Here is a 23765-nt window from a genome sequence, read left to right as displayed (position 1 = left end):
CATGAGTTTATTGAATGAGCCATTTTCTAAAGTTTTCATAGCATCTTTTTCCAAAGATGTGTGGGACAGTATACTGCCATCAGTATCAGAGACTTTGTACATGACACTTGTAGCCAGCGTCATAATGCTGGTGATAGGGGCAGTGCTTGGAGTAGTCCTTACAGTGACCAATCCAACAGGACTTGCACCTGTAAAGCCCTTGTATACAGGAATGGGAGGATCCATCAACATCTTAAGGTCACTGCCGCAGATGATAATGATAATACTTATGATCCCGGTATCAAGGGCGCTTTTTGGTAAGTCCTACGGAACCAATGCGTGTATCATCGCTATCGCAGCCAGTTGTATCCCAATGTATGCAAGAATGGTAGAATCAAGCCTTCTGGAGATAGAAAAAGGTAAGATCGATGCAGCCAAGGCGCTTGGAAGTACCAACTTCCAGATAATAACCAGGGTTATCATTCCTGAGACGCTCCCATCTCTTGTAAGAGGATATACTCTTGCAGTCATATCAGTAATATCTATGACAGCTCTTGCAGGAATGTTCGGCGCAGGCGGAATAGGTGATATCGCCGTAAGATTTGGTTATCAGAGGTTTCAACACGATGTTCTGTTTGCAACTGTATATGTCCTTGTAATACTGGTGCAGGGCATACAGCTGATTGGAGACCGTGTTTCGAGACATATACTAATAAAAAGGCACCTGCTATCATCCGGCGCAGGGCTAAAAAGGAGGAGACATTATGAAAAAAAATCTGACAAAAACACTGAAACTAACAACATCACTACTGGTGTCAGCAGCCATGTTGGCAGCCTGCGGACAGACAACTAGTACAGATAATAGTGGTGCATCACAGGAAAGCAGCAATGAAAATGCCTCCGATGCTCTTGCTATTACAGACACTCAGATACCTGACATAGATCTGTCTGCATATGACATATCACAGTCTAAGCTTGGTACTGTTAACTCAGACGGGCTTAGAGAGATCACAGCTATCGCAGATCTCACACCACACTCAGAGCTTCTTGAGTATGTAGAGCCGGCACTTGAAGCTGCAGGACTTAAGGTAGTACTGGTAGCAACAGCTGCTGATGCTACAACTCTTGAAAAGACTCAGAACGGTGAGATCGACTTCAACTTCTATGCTCACTGGCCATATGTTAACGATCAGAATGAAACCAATGGTTTTACTATAGTCAATGCAGGTGACATTCATGTAGAGCCTATCAGAGCATATTCGGATAAGTATACATCAGCTGATGAGATTCAGGATGGAGATGTTGTAGCTATCCCTAATGATGCCACTAATGAGTACAGAGCTCTTAAGATCCTCGAAGATCAGGGACTTATAACACTTGATGACAGCACAGATTCTACTCTTAGCGCTACTGTAGACAGCATCGTATCATATGAGAAGCAGATAGAGATCGTAGAACTTGACTCAGCTCAGATCATTCCTACCAAGGATGACTTTGATTTCTTCATTACCAATACAAATAAGGCACTTGAAGCCGGCATCACATCTAATGTTCTCTTCTCAGAAAGCGGAGATAACAACCCATTTGCCAATATCATTGCGGTGGCAGAGGGCAATGAAAACGATCCTGCAATTTTGGCAGTAGTTGCAGCACTTAGATCAGATGCAGTTAAGAAGTTTATCGAAGAGAAGTACAACGGAGCAGTTATACCGGCAGAATAAGATAATATCTTTTCTTCGAAATAATTATGGGTTCTAAAGGATCTTGGAAGATTATCTATGGCAAGTTAACCAATCATTTATCTTTTGGCAGGGAGCAGGTGCAGACTATATGACAATCAATCAAATAAGATATGTGATCTATATAGCTAAGTGTGGTTCTTATAACAAGGCAGCGGAGCAGCTCTTTGTAGCTCAGCCTTCGCTTACCAATGCAATTCAGGATCTTGAAAAAGAGCTTGGAATAACAATTTTCATACGAGGATCTCACGGTGTGTCACTTACTCCTGATGGTGCAGAGGCGCTGCTTCACTTCAGACACTTGTATGACCAGTATGAGGACATCGTGGACAAATACTGTGTCAATCATGATATCAGGAAGAAGTTTGGAGTTTCGACTCTGCACTATTCATTTGCGGTAAAGGCTTTCGTAGAACTTGCAGAAAGTCTTGATACAGCCAAGTACGATTTTGCCATCAGAGAGAGCAGAACTCTTGATGTCATAGAAGATGTCAGGAAGAAGCGAAGCGAGATCGGAATACTGTATCTTAACGATTTCAACAGAGTCTTTATCAAAAAATTACTCAGACAAAAGGAGCTTGAATTTCATCACCTTAAAAGTTGCAGAGCGTATGTATACCTTTGGAAAAAACATCCTCTTGCTGACCGTACAAAAATAAACTTTGATGATCTCAAAGGATACCCATGCCTGTCTTTTGAACAAGGTGATGAAAGCTCTTTTTATATGGCTGAAGAAGTCCTCAGCACAGAAGATTATGACAGAGTCATAAAGGCCTGTGACAGGGCTACGATGCTCAATCTCATGAAGGGTCTGAACGGTTATACGCTGTGTTCCGGAATTATATGCGAGGAACTTAATGGAGACGACTTCGTAGCTGTTCCTTTTGAAGATGATAGGATTCAGACAGACAGTTCTATGGAGATAGGATATATCACCGGCAAGCATATAAGCCTTAGCAGCATCGGACAGATGTATATCGATGAGATCAGAAAATATCTAGATGATATTGAAGAGCAGGGCAGTGAAGATACAACAGAACCTTTAAAGAAAATCGTGTAATGAGACTTCCCATCCTGGAGGAGCAGTATCTTCGAAGAATTTATGAGTATATATAGTTCCCCATGTGGGCTGATGATAGAAAGCTGAGAGAAGCGTTAACTCTCAGCTTTTTCTATGACCATATCTTCAAGAGCAAATCTGACTATTTCTTCAGGATCTGACGATGGGCTTATCCAGTCATCAATCTTATCTGTTGGAAGTATGAGAGGCATTCGGTCGTGAATCTTGGCTAGTTCTTTGGTTGGATCTTTTGTCAGGACGACAAAGACAGGATAACCTTCTTCAATGCGGTACAGGCCGCACAGCCAGGTCACAGTTAATCCGGCAGGCTGGATTGCAAACTTATCACCGGTTTTTTCTTTGCCATCAGGGCTTTTAAAGTGTTGCCATTCATAGTAATAGGAAGCCGGAATGATGCATCTGTGAGATTTCCAGGCATCTTTAAAGGTGGGCTTAACACTTGCTGTTTCCATGCGGGCATTGAAAAGAGTTCTCTTATTATCTTTGGATAGAAAGCCCCATTGCATGGGATATGCACATCTCTCACCTTTGGGATTTGGAGCAAGGACAGGTACGATATCAGTAGGGCGGACTTCGCCATAAGTTATGAATGGCCTTGCGTAGCTATCAATAAATTTCTGTACGAGTCTCGATCTTGAGGCTGCATCTATTATATCTTTTAATTCAGGAAGGTCTTTTTCAAGAGCGTATCTGGTACACATAATATTATCTCCTGCAGGTAAGTGTCTGACTTTACAATGAACATATGTTTTCATGACAGTTATACAATAATTCGCCTACATATTTTGTTCGAATAGGTAAGAAGGACTGCTTGTTATGTGAACTGATTTATGGTGCTTCATCTATGTGGATTGTATCGTCGAGGTAATTGTCTGTTACATCTGTCTGCATCTTAGCAAGTTCGTCATCAAATCCTTTAAGTGCATCAAATGGACTGAATATCTTCGCCCGTCTTGAAAGGTCCATGGCAGGATGCTTTAATGAAAAACTGTCGTATTTATCATGCACAGGCTTTCCTTTCTCTAAGACATTCTTATATCTGAAAGAGGAAGGGAATGCATTGCTATATGTGTTATTCATAGCGTTCCTCCTTCGTTACATAATTCAATAAGTATAAGGTTATATCGAATCATCATAATATAGAATCGTTCGCGCTTTTATTTCATAAGGCTTAAGCCTTATGCCCACCAATCTGCTCATTTCTCATTCTGGTTGTTGCACCTTCTAAAAAGTTTGTTCCTTTTAGTAGGGCATTGGCTCCGTACTTGTTTCTGACTTCAAGAAGAGCAGCGTGAATTTTCTTCTCCCTATCCAAGGCATCATAATCAGTAAAGAGATCCAGCTGATATATTCCATCATCGCTTGTAACATCGCAGGCACTGACACCGAGCCTTCTAAGCAGGATCCTGTGATCGCTCTTTTTGGCAATGTCCTGCATGATCTTAGGAATGATGATATTTGCAGCATTAGTAGCGGCAGTTAATCTGACAGTTCCGTTGGAGTGAGCAGGATGGAGTCTTCCGTACCAGTCGATGGATAGTCTTCCATCATATTCAGGGAAGTACTCCATGCTTTTGTAATCGTAACTTATCCACCAGGTGAATCTTGATGATACAAGGTTCTTTTTGTACATATCGCAGCACAGTACGTCGATCATCTCTTTAAATACAATGCAGGCCTCTTGGTATTTGTAAGGCCTTGGAAGTACCTGACCATTGGTAAGGGAGTGGTTGTCGCTCTTGTAGTGCTTAATATCATACATGGTGACAGGTTCTATCCCCCATGCATGATCGATCAGTATTTCTGCATCAATACCGAAGATTTTATACAATAACTCTTCATCCAGCTGTGAACGTTCAGCTATATCACCCATGGTGTACATATGATTGCTGGCAAGTCTTGCAGCTTTGCCACGACCTATCTGCCAGAAGTCGGTGAGAGGCTTATGCTCCCATAAAAGAAGCCTGTAGCTTTCTTCCGTAAGTGATGCGATCCGGACTCCGTCTTTATCGGCGGGAGCTTTCTTAGCCACTATGTCCATGGCAACCTTGGCAAGGTATAGATTGGTTCCGATCCCGACAGTTGCCGTGATGCCAGTATTCTTAAGAACATCACGTATAATGGTCAGCGCCATGAAGTGGGCCGGATGCTGGCAGGCCTTTCTGGCGGCATCTTCATAGAAGTGCAGATATGGTGTGCAATCAATAAAACATTCATCAATGCTGTATACATGGACATCTTCGGGTGATACATACTTTAGGTATATTCCATATATCTTTGCAGAGATTTTTTCATATTCCGCCATACGTGGAGTTGCCGTGATATAACGCACTTTGGTATGGTGGAGCTTTTCATATTTACTTATCGCTTGTTTGGCTTCAAAGAGTCTAGGCCTACTGGGAACGCCGATACCTTTAAGAGCAGGAGATACCGCAAGGCAGATGGTCTGATCGGATCTGCTTGTATCTGCTACGAGAAGCTTGGCACTTAAGGGGTCAAGACCTCTGGCTACACATTCAACAGATGCATAGAAGCTTTTCATATCTATGGCGATGTAAGTTTTTTGGTTAATATCCATATGATCTAATGTCTTTAATGGTGCAAATCTGAGCACTGATCAGGTTTTGGCAATCAGGGCTAAGCAAACAGGATGTGTTCCTATCAGGCAAAGATGCTTAATCTGTGGCGAGCTTGCCAAATATTTTGAAAGTATTATATTCGCCTACCTCAATAGGCTTGTACTTGGCATTGAGTGATACAAGGAATGTTCCCGATTTATTGACTACATATTTTTTGATATAAGTCATTCCATCCAGAAAAAAGAGTCCGATGTCACCTGATTCGAGCATGTCTTTCTGTTCGATCCAGACAAGCTCTTCGTCATGGAACCTTGGTTCCATACTGTCTCCTGTAATGTATACGCCAAAGTCAGCTTTATTAGGAACAGGTTCTGTGATCTCCATCATTTCGAAGTTCTCTTCATCAAGAAGATTACCGGTACCTGCTGATGCAGAAATAAGGGCTATCTTCATGAGACGAGGCTTTATATCGATAATATCTGAGCTGTGCTTCTTGTAATCTCCGGACTTTTTGAGAAGATCAATGTATTCGAGTGCCTTCTGAGTCCCTTCAGAATTAAGTTCTTTAAAAGGATCCAGAGGATTCTCACCAATGAATTCTGTGTAAATATCGCTTATCTTAAGTATCTCACAGACCGTCAGAAGAGCTTCGGCGCTGGGGGTAGTGTTCCCTTTCTCCCAGGCACTGATTCCTGCATTGGTAATAACGATATTGTGCTCTGCAAGCTGCCTGGCAAGATCTATCTGGGATAACTTCATCGCTTTGCGATGTTTTGCAATAACTTTACCTATGTCTTTTTTCATGTTTTCCTTTCCTTTTTGCTATAGCTGTTATAAGGGAAATGATAAAATCTAAAATCCAGTTCAATGCCCTTAGCAGAATGAACGTGTGCAAGGAGTGTTATCATCTGGAATTTACTTTCAAGTCTATAACTAAAACATAACATATTTTTACGCAAAAATCAATTCACAATTGACATTCACGAGTTGCGTTGTATATAATATCAATGTATAGTAGATTGAAGTTTAAGGTAATTCAGCGTAATTCGGCAGATGGACTCCATCATTACAAGGAAACAGAGAAAGGTCGTGATATTGTGTGTGAAAAAGTTGAAAGATATGCAAAAAAACGTGTCGAAGAGAATAGAATAAAGACCTTGACGCAGAATGTTAAAGTGCTAATGAAAAACACATCTTTTACAATGGAACAGGCTTTTGATAGCTTGGAAATTTCAGAGATGGATAGAACAATTATTTCTGAACAACTTCAAGTGTAATGGTCATATGAGTATACACATCATAATGTGTTTGGATGGCGGTAGATCTTAAAAAATCTACCGTTTTTTTATGTTGACTATTACGTTACGTAATAGTTTATATTTGTAATTACAAGAAGATAAATGATTACGAGTTTTTTATATCATACAGTCAGTAATCATATTATCAAAGTGTTTTCAAACAAATACAGATGAATTAGAAATGACCTATCAAGGAGATGACTAATGAAACTAAATCGATTATTTTCACCGGATATCTATACTAAAATCATGCTTGCAGATATGGACAAGAAAGATGATATCTACCGCTACGAAATGATGATGCCATTTAAGGGGAAGTGGGATATGTATCATATTCCTATTAAGCCTACGCATCCCGGAGGTTACGATATCATTATGGCCAATAATAGACTGGGACTTATGCCGCCTTCTGAAATTGATACTAATTATAAAGATAGTATTGAAGCGCTATATGATGAGGCTATCTGGGATTCTTGCACGAAAGCTATAGAGACAGCTCTTAATAGATTTGAAGATCAGGGAGTTGAGCTTAAAGTTAAAGAATATCTTTATTCCATATTTCTTGCTAATCCAAAGAATGCTTATACGATCATGAATGAGGGTTACTGTGGTGATGGAGGGATTCCCGGATACATAATGGGATGGCTGATCCCATCTGGTGACACTATTAAGAGGCTTCCGGCTGCACTGGCGCATGAGACCAATCATAATGTAAGGTATCAGTATATAAAATGGACAAATGATATAAATCTTGCAGAGATGATCGTGAGCGAAGGGCTTGCAGAGAATTATGCTACGACGATATTCGGAGAGGAGTTCCTTGGTCCATGGGTTACAAAGACTGATATGGAGCTGATGCCTCTTATTAAAGAGATAATAAGAGCTGGTCTTAATGTGACTGGATTTGCAGAGATAACGGCATATCTTTATGGCGATGAGATGGCTGAGCTTCAGAGTTTTCCAAAAGTGGGACTTCCTTACTGTGCTGGATATGCTACAGGTTACTATCTGATCAAATACTTTCTTGAGAAAACTCATATTCCGATTGAGAAGGCGACAGTTCTGCCTGCTGATGAAATACTTGCAGAAGTGGAAGAATTTTGGACATAAACAAAATCCCCCTCACCAGAAGGTGACAGGGGGGTGAATTAAGTGAGCTTTGATTTATTCCGATACACAGTTCTAGGGGACTTTGTTAGTTACGGAGCATATGGTAAAGTATCAGGTAACTGTTTTTTTAGATATTAGTAATAATCAAATTCTCCAAGAACTCCATTTTTAACTGAGCATATGGCAAAGTACCATGCACCGGTATAGCTTCTTGCCAGATAATCATCACGGGTTCTTACTTCATAGTTGTCATTTGCGTCCCAGATCTCTGCATAGCAGTCAGTATCAATTGTATTGGTACTGGTCTGCCAGGAGATGTTGTATGTAAGATCATCTCTAAAAATTTGAATTCCATAACCTTCTTCACTAACAGTATGAGAATAGATCTTTTCTTCCGTACCGTTTACAAGTGCATAATAAGTATCAGTATTTTCAAATGTCTCACATCTGAGAGAAGTTATGTCTATAGTTGAGCTTCCGTCTGAAACATCTACATATACGTCGTTTTCATAAGGCTCAACACCCATTTCACGCCATGTATCTTCCTCATAATTATCAAAATAGGTCCAGTTGACGTGGATGAGATAGAGTGGTTCGGAGCTTACAGTTGTCTCGAATCCGTAATCATGAACGAAATCAAAGTCAGGAGCTGAGTCAGACATCTTAATAGTATAAGTTTCTTTTTTAGGAAGCGAAGCCTGGGTTTTTACAAAATCATCGCCGCTTCCGCAGGTATAGCCCCAGAAATATTCATCAGTAGCACCAAAGTTGTAGCCGCCTTTTTTGTTATCCCACTCTGTATCTATACTGAGAGTAGCAGTATCTATAGCCGTCCATGTATCAGTGCCGTATTCCATTACATAGATATTATTAAGCTTCATGCTTCTAAGTTCGTTGCAGTCATTAGAATTAAAGTTCTCCATGAAAAAAGACATGTTGCCTTCCAGATAAGAATCTTTGATATGTGTATCATAAGCTGCATAAAGAGTCCATTCGCCGCTCTCTTTATCCTGAATCCACTCTTCAACAACAGTTCCATCAGACCATTCAGGGTCAAAAGCTCTTATAACCATTCTGTACCAGTGATCCTTTTCCCAGGAATAATCTCTTATCCACTTAACACCAGACCCTTCATTGTCAAAAGTATCTGCTGTATCATCCGGATAGACTAAAGTTGCTAGTGCTTTATTGGGATCAGTAGCATGATCGTTTTTCCAAAAAGACAGTATGGCAACTTTGTTATTTGAAGCATTCTGAAGTCCTGCATAAGCACCGCTCCCATTATGCATGTTCCAGTTGCAAAGTGACCAGTAGGTACTGTTTGCATCATCGGAAGTTTTGAAATCAATACTGTAAGCGCTGAAAGCATTAGAAGTATTACTTAGATCAGGATTAAGATATATATTATGCGCCATGCGGTTTTCCGGATTAGGATCAGAAGGATCTATATCATATGGATAGCCTTCCGTTCCAAATGAAGATTCTTCAAAATTTTCGGTATCATCTGCTTGCGATGAGCTATCGCCGGAATTTGATTTTGTTTCACTTTCAGAATCAGTGTCGTTAGATGTTTCGACCTCATCATCTGCTTTTTCTTCATTATCATTTTGCAGTTCAATCGATACGCTTTGTCCTGAACATCCTGCCAGTAGTGATAGTGTCATAACAGATGACAATAATAGACTGCATATTTTTCTTTTCATAATTACCCCTTTTTTGAATGTACTTTGGTAAAACTCCTAGAAGCACAAAATGTATCATTCCCTATTCAATTATTCATTATCTGATAAATTAATAAACAGGTAAAGATATTAATGGAAAAGAATTTAACGGTAATAGGCAGTTGTTCGAATTAAAGATAGAGAGGAAAAAATAATGAATTGATTTAAATTACGAAAATTACGAAAATACGTATTTTTAAAAACTACTAATTGCATATTATATATATTATTGGTATACTTCTTTTTGGTGATATCACTTCTGCCGGCACTGTGATATTGCCTAAACTGACAATTAAATATTGTAGAAGGGGTATATTATGTTCAAGAAAAAGAGTGTTTTGGTTTCGTCGTTATTAGTAGTAGCAATGTCTTTTAACATGATCTCATTCAATTCTTTTGCTGAAGAAGTGCCCGATGAAGAAATCGTCACTATCGATCCCGATGGGGAGAGTGCAACTATCGCTTCCGATGAAGAGAATGCAACAATCGCCCCCGATGAGGAGAACGCAACTATCGATTCTGATGAGGAGGACGCAGCAATCACTTCTGATGAGGAGGACACAACTATCGTTCCTGCGCAGGAGCCTGAAGTAACATACGTGCTGCCAGAAACGCCCGAAGAAGAGACGGAAGTTTTCCCTGAAGAGCCTGTTGTAGCAGAAGAACCTGTTGCAGCAGAAGAATCTGCAGATCCCGGATTCAAAGTTACATTTGCTCTCCTTGAAGATTGGGGAGATGGATACAATGCAGGTGTTACTATCGAGAATACGAGCGATAGGGTTATCGAAGACTGGAAACTGAGCATGGCCTATGATGCTCCGGATTTTACAACAATCTGGAACGGTGTTGTAGAAAGCCATGAAAACGGCGTGTTTGTTATTAATAACTGCGGATGGAATCAGGATATTCCGGTTGGCGGATCTGTATTCTTTGGATTCAGCGTTGGTGCTGCTTTTAATGGCGAACCCACTGATTTTAAAAACCTGAATGCCAAGACAGATACCCAAGAAGAAGACTACACAGTCACTTATGAAGTTATAGCAGACTGGGGGACAGGCTTCACAGGTCAGGTAACTATCACGAACAATACTGACAAGACTATTGAGGACTGGGGACTTGAATTTAATTTTGCCAACGAAATCACACAGATATGGAATGGCATTATCGAACAGCACGAGAACGGAAGATATGTTGTAAAGAATGCAGTTTACAATCAGAATATTCCGGCAGGAGAATCTGTATCTTTCGGATTCAACGTAGTTGCTCCCTGGGATAATCCGGATGTTACAGTAGATTCCTCCGCGCAGATAAATGACTATGTGCTGACAAAGTATTCAGAAGAGGCTGAAGCACTTATTCTCGCAATCTATGGACGTGTTATAAATGCTGTAAACGGATCTTCAATTGAAGGTGCTGTTGTAAGGCTTCGTGAAGGTAAAGACAATCAGGAAGGTGACTTCATTGCAGAAGCAGTCTCAACTGAAAATGGAGATGTACAGTTTGCTGTAAAGGAAGGAGATTATACAGCAGAAGTATCAATCGATGGTTTCATTACCGGATACTTTAACGTTACTGCAGTGGAGCAGGAAACAGTAGAACCTGTAGTAATGGCTATTTCACCGGTGCTTCCTGAAGGACAGTACAGAATAGTACTCACATGGAATCCTACTCCCAGAGATCTGGATTCGCATCTGGATATTTATGGGGAGGATGGTGGAAAGGTCGCCAGCGTTTACTACGGCAGGACAGAACTTAGCAGCAGCGGTGAAGTTGTAGCAACTTTAGATGTTGATAATACCGAGGGATTAGGACCGGAAACTATAACTATAGATATCGACAACGAATATTTTAATGGAAAAACGCTTAAGTATGTTGCCTATAACTACAGCGGCAACCCTGTGATAGCAGAATCAGGAGCAACCGTCAACGTATACAAGGGAAGCGTTCTCGTGGACACATTTGAAGTTCCTACAAGCGGCAGCGGTAATGCATGGTATGTATTTGATATTGACGCAGATGGGGTTCATGAAGTGAACGAATTGATTCAATACAGTTATAGATAAGACATTAAGGACCAGAGGTATTTTTACCTCTGGCTCTTTTGGGGTGAATATATGTGCCCTCACAAATTCTTTGAGGATACTGCACTAAGCTATTGGGAAGTTTTGGGTGTATAGTATAGTTAAAAGCAATACCAAACTATAGTTAAAATCTATAGCTGTAGGTATTGCTTTTTGTTTTGAGGGGGCGTATTATTCATTTAACAGTTAATCCTATCTAAACGGTATGAATAGTATGAAAGCAAAAAGCGGCAAGAGGAGGACATGGTTATGAGTAATATCAAATCTATTGAAAAAGAAGAGAACTGGGGGATAGGAACCAAGTGCATACAGTCAGGATACAGACCAGGGATCGGAGAGCCAAGAGTTCTTCCTATCTACCAGTCTACTACATATAAATACGAGGATCTTGATCAGGTTGAAAGACTTTTTTCACTGCAGGAAAGCGGTAATAAGTATTCAAGAACAGGCAATCCTACATTGAATGCGTTAGAAGCTAAGGTTGCAGCACTTGAAGGCGGAGTTGGAGCTCTTACAACAGCGTCAGGTCAGGCAGCAGTATTCCTTGCAATATCAACTATAGTTCAGGCAGGTGACCATATCGTAGCATCCAATGCCATCTACGGCGGAACCTATACTCTTCTTGATGTAAGACTTAGAAAGCTTGGAATTGAGACAACTTTCGTAGATCCGGAAGCACCAATCGAAGAGCTGAGAAAAGCATTTAAGCCTAACACCAAGATAGTATACGGCGAGACGCTTGGTAATCCGGCACTTGGAATTCTGGACTTCGATAAATTCTCAGCACTTGCTAAAGAGTTCGATGTTCCATTTCTTGTAGATAATACACTTGCAACTCCTTTCTTAAGTAAACCATTGAAGCACGGAGCTGACATAGTCATCCATTCAGGAACCAAGTACATGGACGGACATGCAGTAGCTCTTGGCGGCATCATCGTAGACGGCGGAACCTATAACTGGGCCAATGGCAAGTTCCCTGATTTCGTAGAGCCTGATGAGCAATATGCGAACACCTCTTACACAGGTAAGTTTGGAAATAAAGCATTTATCACAAAGGCAAGAGCTCAGTACCTTAGAGACTACGGCCCGGTACTTAGTCCCCTTAACGCATTCCTTATAAATCTTGGCCTTGAATCACTCCATTTAAGAGTTCCAAGACACTCAGACAATGCGCTGAAGCTGGCTAAGTTCCTGCAGAATAATGAAGCAGTTAACTGGGTCAACTATCCCGGTCTTGAAGATAACAAAAATCATGAGAGAGTGAAAAAATACTTCGACTATGACGGAGCAAGCGGTGTACTTACCTTCGGACTAAAAGGCGGAAGAGAAGCGATAAAGACTTTCTTTGCATCCCTCAAAGTAGCTGCACTTGTAGTACACGTAGGCGATGCAAGAACATCAGTCCTTCATCCTGCAACCAGCACTCATTCTCAGATGAGTCCCGAAGACAGACACAAAGCAGGCATTCCTGAAGATATGATCAGAGTCTCAGTCGGAATCGAAGACGCAGATGACATTATCGCAGATTTTGCACAGGCAATTAATAAAGCAGTAAATATAAGCGAAGTAGAGCAGAAAGCGGTTTGACTTAAACTCGTTGTACCAATAGACAAGTACTTTCAACTGAATTCAGACCTCCGGCAAATAGATACAAATGCCGATTTTGAAAATGTTCCTGATTTTTGTTAGGGGGTTAGGAGCGAAAGTACAGCGTGTTTACGACAGCGAATAAGCCCCTTACAAAAATCAGGGTTATTTTCACATGAGGCATTTGTATCTATTTGCCGGAGGCCTGAATTCAGGGCGGCACCCTTAATTCAACGAGCTTATGAAGCATTTTGGAGGAAGGTATGAATATTGAAGTTGATATAAAGAAATATTTCGAATTACAAAAAGATACAGATCATATAAATGATATAGTCGACATCTCAGTTGAATCTCACGCTTATCTGCCTCAGGTCGAAGATGTTAAGAGCGACTGGCTTTCATTTGTATCAGTTCCGGCATTTAAGATCGCAAGAAAGGAAAATGGCAAAGACTTTGGCTCCTTCCTTTCCCTTGGAACAGGCTCAGGCCTTGACGTTCTTGCGGGCGCGGAGATACTGGGAGCTAAGACCCTTGGCTTTACAGACCTTCAGAAGAGCGTTGTAGATATAGCAAGACAAAATGTTGAAAAAGGACTTAAGAAAACTGGCACCTACAATCTGCTTAGCGGCGCAGGCGACCTCTTTGCTCCATTTGCAAATGAGTCAGAACCTGAAAATCGTCCGAAGTTCGACGTCATATACGAGAATCTTCCGAACGTGCCGCTTGCAGATGACAAGGAAGTCACAGACAGCCGCAACAGTGGTCACTATCTTGAAAAAAGAGTAGAGAAAATCCCTGACAAGGTTCACGGCGATATGCTGGATCTTCACTATCTGGCTCTGGTTCAGGCCGGTGATTATCTTACAGATGATGGATTTGTCTTCTCGCTAATGGGCGGAAGAGTACCTCTTAGCTCTTTTATCAGACTTGGAGAACTGGCCGGGGTACAATCTGAGATCTATACCTTTCAGTGGAAGATTCAGGCTGAGCCTTTGGACGTAATAGGAGGATATGCAAGGCAGGAAGAAGAGGGATTTGGCCCCTTCATATTCTACAGGGCAGAAGACCTTGAAGAAGCCTTTAAGGGAGTCAGCGTAGAAGAGTCCGGCCGAAAAGCTTTTGAAATTGAGAAGGTGCTTGAAGATAAGAGACTTACTGCAACTAAAGCTTTTGAAATCTTCAAAAACGGAGGCAGCATAGGACATACAGTCGTAGTGCTGAAGTCACATGTCTAAAGAACTTGATATAAAGATCAGAAAGATCATCGATGAAGCTATAAAGCTTTTGAATGAAAATAATGAATACAGTAATAACTATGAAAAAGATCATAATGATTCTAATAGTAATATAGGTGATCATCTTATTCATAATAATGAGTTTGATAAAGACATAAATAAAGAAATAAAGGAAGAAATAGCAAGGGTGACATCATCAGTCATTCCGGAGCAGACAGGCTCATTTGAAAAGAGCACGTCTCCACTTTTGAAATATGCAGAGTCATCTACTCTTCATGGATCTAAAGAGACGGAGCCCTTGCTAAGGCTTATCAGGGAAGTATTCGACTATCTTCCCTGGAAGTACAACTACGAAGAAAGAGAAGATAAGAAAGACCTAGGTTCATATATGGGATGGGCAGAGCTTATAGGGCCTGAAGCCCCTTATAAGTCAGATAATTTCTGCCTTGGATTTACATTGATATCACCTTACACTTTGTACCCGGAGCACAGACATCCTGCCATAGAGCTATACAAAGTCCTATCAGGTACTGCAGAATGGACACTTGAAGGAGCGACCAGCAAAAGAGTGCCCGGTGAAGTAATCCTGCATCCGTCTAATAAGATTCATAAGATGCAGACTTATGATCAGACGCTTCTGGCGCTATATACCTGGAGTGGAAATGATGTAGTGACTTTGTCTGAATACGTGTGAAGAACGTAAACTATCCTATAAAGTTATTAAGGATGCTTGTCTGTTCAAGTGTGAGCGGTAGTAAACAATTGATGAGAAAGGATATGACATGGAAAAGATAGCAAGCTTTACAGTTAATCATTTAAAACTAGTACCTGGCGTGTATGTATCACGTAAGGATACTGTAGGAGAGGAAGTGATCACAACCTTCGATCTTCGCATGACAGCACCTAACAAGGAACCTGTTATGAATACAGCAGAAATACATACGATAGAGCATCTTGGTGCAACATTTCTTCGAAATGATGAGGAGTTTGGTGATAGGACCATATATTTTGGCCCTATGGGCTGCAGGACAGGATTCTATCTGGTTCTGGCAGGAGATCTTGATAGCAGGGATATTGTGGACCTTCTTACAAGACTTTTTGAATTCATAAGAGATTTTGAAGGTGATATCCCTGGGGCAGCGGCAAGAGACTGCGGCAATTATCTGGATCAGAACCTTGCAATGGCTAACTTTCTTGCAGCTAGATACCTGGATAATGTGCTCTATAACATAAGCGAAGATCAGCTGGTATATCCGGAGTAAACTATAGCAGATGCCTTTAGAAAAAAACTTATACCAGTTATCTGATACTGGTATATAGGGCATTGAAATAATAAAGATCATAAATAAATAAGGATCATGAAAAAACTCTCGATTTAGAATGGAAACTTGCATCGCAGGAATCTGTTCTAAAACGAGAGTCTTTTCTTCTTACAGGAAACGTGCTATTTTATAGTGGTAAATTTTGAGGGGAGATACTAGTGTACTTACTCATTCATCTTTGATCAGATATGAACAAGTCAGCACATTAGTCGTTTACAAAATCTTCACGATATGGGGTAAAGATATCCAAAAGGATACCTTCTTCCAGACATACGCAGCCATGCTCTACACTGTCTGTCTTTAGAAGCGTGTCGCCTTTTTCTACAATATGCTTTTCGCCATCTATTTCAAACTCGAATCTTCCACTTACTACGTAAGTGATCTGGGTGTGGGGATGATGATGAAGAGCACCTACAGCGCCTTTTTCAAAATGATTCTCAACGGTCATTACATCACCGCTGTAAGCAAGTACGCGCCTTACTACGCCGTTGCCAAGATCTGTAGGCGCTACATCTTTGTGGAATACCCATCTGTCGTTTTTCATACTGAAAACCTCCAAGTTAAATTAGTATTATGAAATATTGTAAGCATAAATGCTCGGAATAATAAAGGGAAAATCTGAACCAGAAATAAATAATATGAATGTAGCAAAAAAACTGTGGCTAAGGCTCTCAATTGAAAGAAAAACAAGGATATACTCACTTACCATCATAACTATAGTGATCGCGGTAGGTGTCTTCAACATGTTTATAATCGGAGGATCAGTAAAAGGCCTAGGCAAGGTTCAATCTGATCTTAGCAAATGTGTTAATGTACAGACTGCATTTGAAGAAGAGAATGCAGCTTTGGAAAAATATATTCGAAATGATATAGATACCAACAAAGAAAATTATGAGAAGGCATGCCTTCATACAAGAGCCTGTATCACAGGGCTTCCCTATTCGTACAGGGATATAGGATCCGAGAGATATGCAAGAACCTGGAGGATCATCAATGCCTACGACTATTATGAATCTCAGAGAAATGAGGTTCTTGATGAGGTCTTGATGGGAGAGCTCAATCAGAAGATCTATGATCTTTATGACATGCAGAACTGCATCTACTCATATATTCAGGATCTTACCAAGATCACTGTCAAAGAGGGAAGCCTTCTGTATTCAATGAAAGAGGTTATTATAGACAGGCTTCCGTTTGTTCTCGTTGTTATAAGCGTTGCAGCTCTTTTTCTTACTATCGCTTTTGGAAGACTTCTGTCGACAACTGTTACAAGGCCGCTCAAGATGCTGGCCGGAGGTGTTCATGATATCTCTGAGAAAAGATTTGATAAAGAGGATATCAAGGTGTCCAATGAGGACGAGATAGGAGAACTTGTAGATACCTTCAATATTATGAAGCATGCCATGTCAGAGCATATAACTACTCTCAAAGAGAATAAGGAACTGACTGACCGTATCCATGAAGAAGAGATGGAGAAACTGGAAATAGAGAAGCAGCTTGGCCTTGCCAAACTCGATCTTTTGCAGAGCCAGATCAATCCGCATTTTCTTTTTAATACTCTAAATGTTATATCCGGAATGGCAGAACTTGAAGATGCAGAAACGACCAACAAGATGATTAAGAGCCTTTCACATCTTTTTAGATATAATCTAAGGACCAGTTCGCAGTTTGTATCATTGTCCCAGGAGATCAGCATCATCGATGACTATATGTATCTTCAGAAGATGCGATTTGGATCAAGGCTTATGTATATCAAAAATATAGCTGATGATCTCGATACGACAAGTATAACGGTACCTGCATTCCTCTTGCAGCCTGTTGTTGAGAATTCAATAGTTCATGGAATCGCTCATATAGAAGAGGGTGGCAGGATAGAACTTAGTGCTTACAAGAAGGACAATACCCTATATATAAAAGTTATGGATACAGGAGCAGGTATGTCCAGGGACAAGGTTGATGAATTAAATGCCAAATCAATCTCCGTAACCCAGGAACATGCAGGAATAGGACTGTACAATGTTCAAAAGAGGATCAACAGCCTCTATAATGACAGCGAAGTGATAGTGGAAAGTACTATGAACAAAGGAACAACGGTGACTATATGTATAAGATACTGATAGCAGATGACGAAATGATAGAGAGAATGGTCCTTAGAAAAAAACTCATCGACAATTTTAAGGACAGGTGCGAGATAAGAGTTGCAGAAAACGGAAGAGAAGTAGTTGATAAATTCAGGCAGTTCGAAGCAGATCTTCTGATACTGGATATCGAGATGCCCGGGATGAATGGTCTTGAAGCTGCTGAGGCTATAAGGAAGATGGGGAGTGATTGCAGCATAATATTCCTTACTGCTTTTAATGAATTTGATTATGCCAAGAAGGCTATCTCTGTTCATGCACTTGAATATCTGTTAAAACCTTGCGATGACAAGGAACTGGTATTGTCTGTCGAAGAAGCCATGAGAGTCAGTATACTAAAAAAATCATCTTCACAGATTGAAAGCTATGAAGAAGGCTCCAGATCACAGGCAAGTACAGCAGATGCTATTTTAAGATACATAGAAGATCACTATGGAGAAGAGCTGTCTGTTCAGGTTATGGCTGATAAGTTTGCTTATTCGGAAGTGTATTTTTGCAGATTATTCAAACAGCACTTTGGTGAGAGTTTTATAAGCTTTTTGACTGATTATAGGATCAAAAAGGCAGTTGAGCTTTTAAAGACAACCGGTATGAGCGTCAAGGAAATAGGTAAAAAGGTCGGATATGAGGATTCTAACTATTTTACCAAGGTATTTAAAAGAGTCATGAAGGCTCTTCCGAGTGAATATAGGACTACGGATCAGTGAGATAACTTCATCAGATTATTTATGAATTATAAAGAGTTAAAATCAAAAAGCTTTCAAAATTGTGCATATTCAACATATTTATCAAAAGAATATTATCTAAACTATACATAATAATTAATTAAAGTTCAAAATTTACTACCCGATGTAAAAATATTGCTATTTTGTACCTTTATTTCCCGCTTATATAATGTGCTTGTAAAACAAACTACATAATAACGGGAGGGTACAAAATGAGAAAAAAACTTTTCAGTGCACTTATGAGCGCATCTATAGCAGTAGCCATGATGTCAGGCTGCGGCCTCAATGCTCCTGCCCAGACTGAAGGCAGTCAGGGCACTTCACAGGAAGTAAAAGAGAATACAGAAGATACTAATGTATCTGAGGAGCAATCAGAGTATGAGGTTAATGAAGCAGCAGCTGCTGATCCTGCTGTAACTCTTACTATGGCAGAGGTTAATCCTATTGAAGGAACTATCTGCGGAGCTATGGATACCAAATTTAAAGAAGCAGTAGAAGCCATGTCTGGCGGTTCTATTACGATTGATCTTCAGGGCAGCGGTGTTCTGGGTGTAGAAGCAGACATCCTTGATGGTATGCTTGGCGGAACAGGAACAGTCGATATCTGCCGTATTTCAGCATTTGCACTTAATTCATACGGATGTGACAAGGCAACACTTCTTTCACTTCCTTACACTTTCCAGGATAGAGATCATTTCTGGACATTTGCTAATTCAGATCTTGCTCAGGACTTCCTCAATCAGTCATCCGAGATAGGTCTTGGAGTTAAGGGACTGTACTATGGTGAAGAGGGCTTCCGTCATTTCTTCACAGCACCTGATAAGCCAATCTCATCTCCTGAAGATATGAAGGATATGAAGATCCGTGTATCCAATGACCCTGTTATGACAGCAATGGTTCAGAATCTTGGAGCAACACCTTCACCTGTTTCTATGTCAGAGATATATCAGTCACTTCAGAATGGAACAATTGACGGAGCTGAGCAGCCAACTGCTAACTATAAGTCCAATTCCTTTGATGAAGTTGGTCCAAACCTTACAATGGACGGACATACACTTGGCGCTATGATGACTATAATCACAGAGAAGTCATGGGGCGAGCTCACAGAGAATCAGCAGCAGGTAATCCTTGATGCAGGTAAGATCGCATCAGATTATTGCAGAGAAGTATCTGAGCAGAAAGAGAATGAAGTTCTCGAGCAGCTCAAAGCAGATGGACGTACCATCATTGAAGTTGAAGATAAGACTCCTTGGCAGGAAGCTTGTAAGCCAATCGTAGAACAGTATGCAACAGGAGATCTTGCAGATATCTATCAGCAGATCCTTGATATGGCAAAATAATATTTTTTAAAAAAGTTTCAGGCCTCGGATGATTTATGGCACTTGTATGGCAATACTTATATAAATGTCATGAAATAAATTCCGGGGCCTGAATATTGGGGTTGATGGATCATAATAGTTGACCTGGCCTGATAAAAAAGATTTTTATGTATTACGATTGGGGGTTATCATATGCCTGAAATTTTTAATAGACTTCGAAAAATAGAACCCATCTACCAGCTGGTATACAAGATATTTCTTAATATCTGTAAGATACTCCTGGTTGCGGATATCTTGATCACGAGCTGGATCGTTCTTGCTCGTTATATTACAGCTATTCCCGCTCCAAACTGGGGTGAGGAACTTATTCTCACACTTATGGCTTACATGGCAGTATTATCAGCTGCACTTGCGATAAAGAGAAATGCACATATCAGAATGACTTCTTTTGACAGATATCTTCCCAAGAATATGATCGTAGCTCTTGATCTTGTGGCTGATGTTGCAGTGCTGATACTTGCTATCATCATGCTGGTCATTGGCTGGGAGTATGCTCTGTCGATCGGCGCTAAGGGAACTTACATCAGTATGCCCTGGCTTTCTAAATTCTGGATGTATTTTCCTGTTCCTCTTGCAGGAATTGCCATGATATTTTTTGAAATAGAGAGGATCGTTCTTGATATTGAGAGATTTTTTACAAAGGAGGTTAAGGCATGACTATTAATACTACAGCTATCGCACTCCTTCTTATCAGCTTCCTTGTAATGGTATTTTTGAGATTCCCGATTGCATATTCGGTTGCGATATCATCTCTTTTATGCCTTGCATATCAGGGTCTTCCGCTTGCAACATTGTCACAGCAGATGATCAAGGGTATCAGCTCTTTCTCCCTCATGGCTGTACCGTTCTTTATCACGATGGGCGTTTTGATGGGATCGGGTGGTATCTCTGAAAAACTTCTGAATCTGGCAGACGCCTGTGTAGGCTGGATGACAGGTGGACTTGCAATGGTCAACATTGTAGCATCCTATTTCTTTGGAGGAATATCCGGTTCTGCAGCAGCTGATACTGCATCTCTTGGATCACTTGAGATACCTATGATGGTAGACAGAGGTTATGACAAGGACTTCTCAACAGCAGTTACTATCTCATCTTCAGTAGAAGGTATGCTGGTTCCGCCATCTCACAACATGGTAATCTATGCAACTACCGCAGGCGGATTATCAGTTGGATCACTCTTCCTTGCAGGTTATCTTCCGGGAGCACTTCTTGCAGTATGTCTTATGGTTGGATCATATATCATTTCTAAAAAAAGACATTATCCCAAGGGAGAGAAGTTCAGCCTTAAGAGACTAGGAAGAGAGTTCAGGACTTCTATCTGGGCACTGTCAGCTATACTGATAGTAGTAGTGGGAGTTGTAGCCGGCGTATTTACAGCTACAGAGTCTGCGGCTATTGCAGTTATCTACTCACTTCTTGTAAGTATTTATGTTTATAAGGGAATTACATGGAAAGGTGTATGGAAAGTAATTGATTCTTGTATTGATACTCTTTCTATAGTTTTAATACTAATAGCAACATCCAATGTATTCGGTTACTGCCTTACAACTCTTCATGTTCCGGAAATTGCAGCCAAGGCTATAACAGGAGTATCCAGCAATCCTTATGTGATCGCCCTCCTTCTTAATGTGATACTTCTGGTACTTGGTATGATCATGGATATGGCACCTATCATCCTGATATCAACACCAATCCTTCTACCGATCGCTACATCAATCGGCATTGATCCTATCCAGTACGGAATCATGCTGGTACTTAACTGTGGTATCGGACTTCTGACTCCACCTGTAGGAGCAGTATTGTTCATCGGTTCAGCTATAGCTGAAGAGCCGATGGAGAAGGTAGTCAAGGCTCAGTTACCATTCTATGTGATGATGATCATTGCACTTATCCTCATTACATTTGTTCCTGCCATCAGTCTTGTAATACCTAACCTGCTTGGATACTAATAGAGATTGATTTGGAACTTTTATGATCATGACTCCCGGCTGCCACAGGCTGGGAGTCTATTTTAATAGGCCTATGCATTAAAAAACATTTTGATCAAACAAATATTTTTAAAATAAAACGTTTTTATAATAAAACAGCAAATTATTAAAATGCGGAGAAAAGAGAATATGAAATTTGAATATAAGTTCAGGAATACCAAGGGTGATTATTTTATATTCAATATGAGTAATATATACAGTCAGTGGACTGCACTTGTAAATATCATATTTACAGTTGCCATGGCGGTGCTTATAGTTGCCAGATGGAGTGATGCTCATTTGTTCTTTAAAGGGATCATGGTATTTGGGCTTTGCCTTTTTCCTGTGATACAGCCTGCAACTATATACATAAGGTCGTCTGCTCAGGCAGAGAGCATCAAAGATGAGACACTGCTTTATTTTGATGATGCCGGTATGCATATAAGTGTTAATAGTCATAGTCAGATGATAAAATGGAAGGACTATAAGGCAACTATAAACAGACCCTTTGTACTGATTCCTGTTCCGGATGGTCAGCATGCATATATTCTTACAGACAGGATCTTAAAGGGTCAAAGAAAAGAATTGTATAATTATATCCAAGGAAGAAAGCAGAGGGTGCTTTTCTAAGGAGATGCTGTATGGCAAAAGATCTTTTTTCATACAATAAAATAAGAATATTTGTATGTATAGTGCTGATCCTGGGATTTGTTTCAGGACTGATCATGGGATGTGGAAAGACAGATACAGGAGATGATGTTCTACCTCAGTACAGGACTATATGTGAAGAATATAAGGATGTTAATCCCAAGTACGTTTTTTCTTATGCAGAGAATCAGGCCAAGGATTATCCTACATCACTTGGGGCGTTCAGATTTGCATATCTTGTCCATGAGAGGTCTAAGGGCAGGATCCAGATAAGAGTATATACGGATTCGGAGCTTGGAGATGAACCTGATCTTGTAAGAGAGCTGACAAGAGGCGGACTGGACTTCATACGAGCATCTATGTCAGGCCTTACCGAGTACAATGATGAAGCCAATGTCCTTGTCATGCCATATTTATACAAGGATGCGGATCATATGTGGAAGGTTCTGGACGGAGATATAGGGCAGGAGATAATGGACTCATTTGATGGAACAGGCATGGTAGCACTATCCTGGTATGATGCAGGTGTCAGGAATTTCTATTCAGATGAGCCTATAAACTGTCTTGAAGATATGAGCGGCAAAGTGGTACGTATTCAGGATTCGGATATCATGGATGATATTATAAAGAGTATTGGAGCGATACCTTATCCTACTATGTTCGATGAGGTCTATTCTGCCTTGCAGACAGGCCGCGTAGATATCGCTGAGAACAACTTATCAAGTTATGAGTCTATGGAGCATTACAAGGTCGCTTCATATTATATAGTCGATGAACATACCAGAATTCCTGAACTGCAGCTCATATCGCAGACTACATATGATAAATTAACTGATGAAGAAAAAGATATCATAGTATCCTGTGCCAGAGAATCAGCCATGTACGAAAGGCAGCTCTGGAAGGAAAGAGAAGAAGTATCACTTGAACGTGTCATGGATGGAGGCTGCCATATAATATATCTTTCTGATGAAGAGAAAGAAAGATTTAAAAAAGCTGTTGAAGGTGTATATGAGAAATACTGCAGCGATTATATGGATCTGATAAATAGGATTCAGGAATACTGACTTACTGTTTCGTAATTGGGATAAGCCACCGATTAGGTGAAAGTTAGTGTACTGGCACGATGAGATTTAAGCATTTTGTCAGTAACTAGTGTTAAGAAATAACATATATTATCCG

General features: G+C 40.4%; 23 protein-coding genes. 17 read left to right on the top strand and 6 right to left on the bottom strand.

The window, feature by feature from the left end:
- The first annotated feature begins 1 nt into the window (after position 1).
- The 3 genes from I7804_RS15125 to I7804_RS15115 all read left to right on the top strand — a co-directional run bounded on the left by I7804_RS15125 (position 2) and on the right by I7804_RS15115 (position 2778).
- Positions 2 to 832: a methionine ABC transporter permease gene (locus I7804_RS15125; RefSeq protein WP_080659092.1), complete on the top strand. Its 831-nt coding sequence runs from the start codon at positions 2 to 4 to the stop codon at positions 830 to 832.
- The gene (locus I7804_RS15120) at positions 744 to 1700 is read left to right on the top strand and encodes a MetQ/NlpA family ABC transporter substrate-binding protein (protein WP_248404053.1); all 957 of its coding nucleotides are present in this window, start codon (positions 744 to 746) and stop codon (positions 1698 to 1700) included. Before I7804_RS15125 ends, I7804_RS15120 begins: the two co-directional genes overlap by 89 nt.
- A 109-nt stretch (positions 1701 to 1809) precedes the next feature.
- A complete protein-coding gene (locus I7804_RS15115) occupies positions 1810 to 2778 on the top strand; it encodes a LysR family transcriptional regulator (protein WP_110072795.1) in 969 nt (322 codons plus the stop codon).
- 95 nt (positions 2779 to 2873) lie between these two features.
- Here I7804_RS15115 and I7804_RS15110 read toward each other — a convergent pair whose 3' ends face one another.
- The 4 genes from I7804_RS15110 to I7804_RS15095 form a co-directional block, all read right to left on the bottom strand.
- Entirely contained in the window at positions 2874 to 3500 is a 627-nt protein-coding gene (locus I7804_RS15110) for an SOS response-associated peptidase (protein WP_022758677.1), read from the bottom strand.
- Between the two features lie 127 nt (positions 3501 to 3627).
- Positions 3628 to 3879 carry a hypothetical protein gene (locus tag I7804_RS15105; RefSeq protein WP_248404052.1) on the bottom strand — a complete coding sequence of 84 codons (252 nt, stop codon included), beginning with the start codon at positions 3877 to 3879 and terminating at the stop codon, positions 3628 to 3630.
- A gap of 91 nt (positions 3880 to 3970) precedes the next feature.
- Positions 3971 to 5377: a DNA methylase gene (locus tag I7804_RS15100; RefSeq protein WP_248404051.1), complete on the bottom strand. Its 1407-nt coding sequence runs from the start codon at positions 5375 to 5377 to the stop codon at positions 3971 to 3973.
- A 97-nt stretch (positions 5378 to 5474) separates the two neighbouring features.
- The gene (locus tag I7804_RS15095) at positions 5475 to 6182 is read right to left on the bottom strand and encodes an XRE family transcriptional regulator (RefSeq protein ID WP_248404050.1); all 708 of its coding nucleotides are present in this window, start codon (positions 6180 to 6182) and stop codon (positions 5475 to 5477) included.
- A 203-nt stretch (positions 6183 to 6385) separates the two neighbouring features.
- Here I7804_RS15095 and I7804_RS15090 point away from each other — a divergent pair, with 203 nt between their 5' ends.
- Together I7804_RS15090 and I7804_RS15085 are read left to right on the top strand one after the other, a co-directional pair.
- A complete protein-coding gene (locus I7804_RS15090; protein ID WP_248404049.1) occupies positions 6386 to 6655 on the top strand; it encodes a hypothetical protein in 270 nt (89 codons plus the stop codon).
- Positions 6656 to 6880: 225 nt separating this feature from the next.
- The gene (locus I7804_RS15085; protein WP_248404048.1) at positions 6881 to 7786 is read left to right on the top strand and encodes a DUF2268 domain-containing protein; all 906 of its coding nucleotides are present in this window, start codon (positions 6881 to 6883) and stop codon (positions 7784 to 7786) included.
- Between the two features lie 134 nt (positions 7787 to 7920).
- Here I7804_RS15085 and I7804_RS15080 read toward each other — a convergent pair whose 3' ends face one another.
- Positions 7921 to 9489, bottom strand: coding sequence for a DUF3472 domain-containing protein (locus tag I7804_RS15080; RefSeq protein WP_248404047.1), 1569 nt, complete (start codon positions 9487 to 9489; stop codon positions 7921 to 7923).
- Between the two features lie 335 nt (positions 9490 to 9824).
- On the opposite strand from I7804_RS15080, the gene I7804_RS15075 reads away from it, so the two are divergent.
- The 5 genes from I7804_RS15075 (at position 9825) to I7804_RS15055 (ending at position 15672) form a co-directional block, all read left to right on the top strand.
- Entirely contained in the window at positions 9825 to 11570 is a 1746-nt protein-coding gene (locus I7804_RS15075; RefSeq protein ID WP_248404046.1) for a cellulose binding domain-containing protein, read from the top strand.
- A 267-nt stretch (positions 11571 to 11837) separates the two neighbouring features.
- Entirely contained in the window at positions 11838 to 13175 is a 1338-nt protein-coding gene (locus I7804_RS15070) for an O-acetylhomoserine aminocarboxypropyltransferase/cysteine synthase family protein (RefSeq protein ID WP_248404045.1), read from the top strand.
- A 263-nt stretch (positions 13176 to 13438) separates the two neighbouring features.
- A complete protein-coding gene (locus I7804_RS15065; protein WP_248404044.1) occupies positions 13439 to 14410 on the top strand; it encodes a hypothetical protein in 972 nt (323 codons plus the stop codon).
- Positions 14403 to 15104: a dimethylsulfonioproprionate lyase family protein gene (locus I7804_RS15060; RefSeq protein WP_248404043.1), complete on the top strand. Its 702-nt coding sequence runs from the start codon at positions 14403 to 14405 to the stop codon at positions 15102 to 15104. Before I7804_RS15065 ends, I7804_RS15060 begins: the two co-directional genes overlap by 8 nt.
- Before the next feature lie 88 nt (positions 15105 to 15192).
- The gene (locus I7804_RS15055) at positions 15193 to 15672 is read left to right on the top strand and encodes an S-ribosylhomocysteine lyase (RefSeq protein WP_248404042.1); all 480 of its coding nucleotides are present in this window, start codon (positions 15193 to 15195) and stop codon (positions 15670 to 15672) included.
- 265 nt (positions 15673 to 15937) lie between these two features.
- Here the strand turns inward: I7804_RS15055 and I7804_RS15050 are convergent, their stop codons facing one another.
- Positions 15938 to 16276, bottom strand: coding sequence for a cupin domain-containing protein (locus I7804_RS15050; protein WP_022758691.1), 339 nt, complete (start codon positions 16274 to 16276; stop codon positions 15938 to 15940).
- Between the two features lie 94 nt (positions 16277 to 16370).
- Between I7804_RS15050 and I7804_RS15045 the strand changes: the two genes are divergently transcribed.
- From I7804_RS15045 to I7804_RS15015, 7 genes are all read left to right on the top strand, one after another.
- Positions 16371 to 17846 carry a sensor histidine kinase gene (locus tag I7804_RS15045; protein ID WP_248404041.1) on the top strand — a complete coding sequence of 492 codons (1476 nt, stop codon included), beginning with the start codon at positions 16371 to 16373 and terminating at the stop codon, positions 17844 to 17846.
- The gene (locus tag I7804_RS15040; RefSeq protein WP_092041231.1) at positions 17831 to 18574 is read left to right on the top strand and encodes a response regulator transcription factor; all 744 of its coding nucleotides are present in this window, start codon (positions 17831 to 17833) and stop codon (positions 18572 to 18574) included. Before I7804_RS15045 ends, I7804_RS15040 begins: the two co-directional genes overlap by 16 nt.
- A 230-nt stretch (positions 18575 to 18804) precedes the next feature.
- Complete coding sequence (locus I7804_RS15035; RefSeq protein ID WP_110072809.1) at positions 18805 to 19932, top strand: TRAP transporter substrate-binding protein; 1128 nt, start codon at positions 18805 to 18807, stop codon at positions 19930 to 19932.
- A 171-nt stretch (positions 19933 to 20103) separates the two neighbouring features.
- Positions 20104 to 20628 carry a TRAP transporter small permease gene (locus I7804_RS15030; protein ID WP_092041225.1) on the top strand — a complete coding sequence of 175 codons (525 nt, stop codon included), beginning with the start codon at positions 20104 to 20106 and terminating at the stop codon, positions 20626 to 20628.
- Positions 20625 to 21920: a TRAP transporter large permease gene (locus I7804_RS15025; protein ID WP_110072810.1), complete on the top strand. Its 1296-nt coding sequence runs from the start codon at positions 20625 to 20627 to the stop codon at positions 21918 to 21920. Before I7804_RS15030 ends, I7804_RS15025 begins: the two co-directional genes overlap by 4 nt.
- 168 nt (positions 21921 to 22088) lie before the next feature.
- A complete protein-coding gene (locus I7804_RS15020; protein WP_248404040.1) occupies positions 22089 to 22568 on the top strand; it encodes a hypothetical protein in 480 nt (159 codons plus the stop codon).
- Between the two features lie 11 nt (positions 22569 to 22579).
- Entirely contained in the window at positions 22580 to 23650 is a 1071-nt protein-coding gene (locus tag I7804_RS15015) for a TRAP transporter substrate-binding protein (RefSeq protein WP_248404039.1), read from the top strand.
- Positions 23651 to 23765: the final 115 nt, after the last annotated feature.

Origin of the sequence: Butyrivibrio fibrisolvens, from assembly GCF_023206215.1 — a bacterium.
Taxonomy (GTDB): domain Bacteria; phylum Bacillota; class Clostridia; order Lachnospirales; family Lachnospiraceae; genus Butyrivibrio; species Butyrivibrio fibrisolvens_C.
The sequence above is the reverse complement of the archived record's forward strand: the minus strand, read 5'-3'. Positions and strand labels throughout refer to the sequence as shown.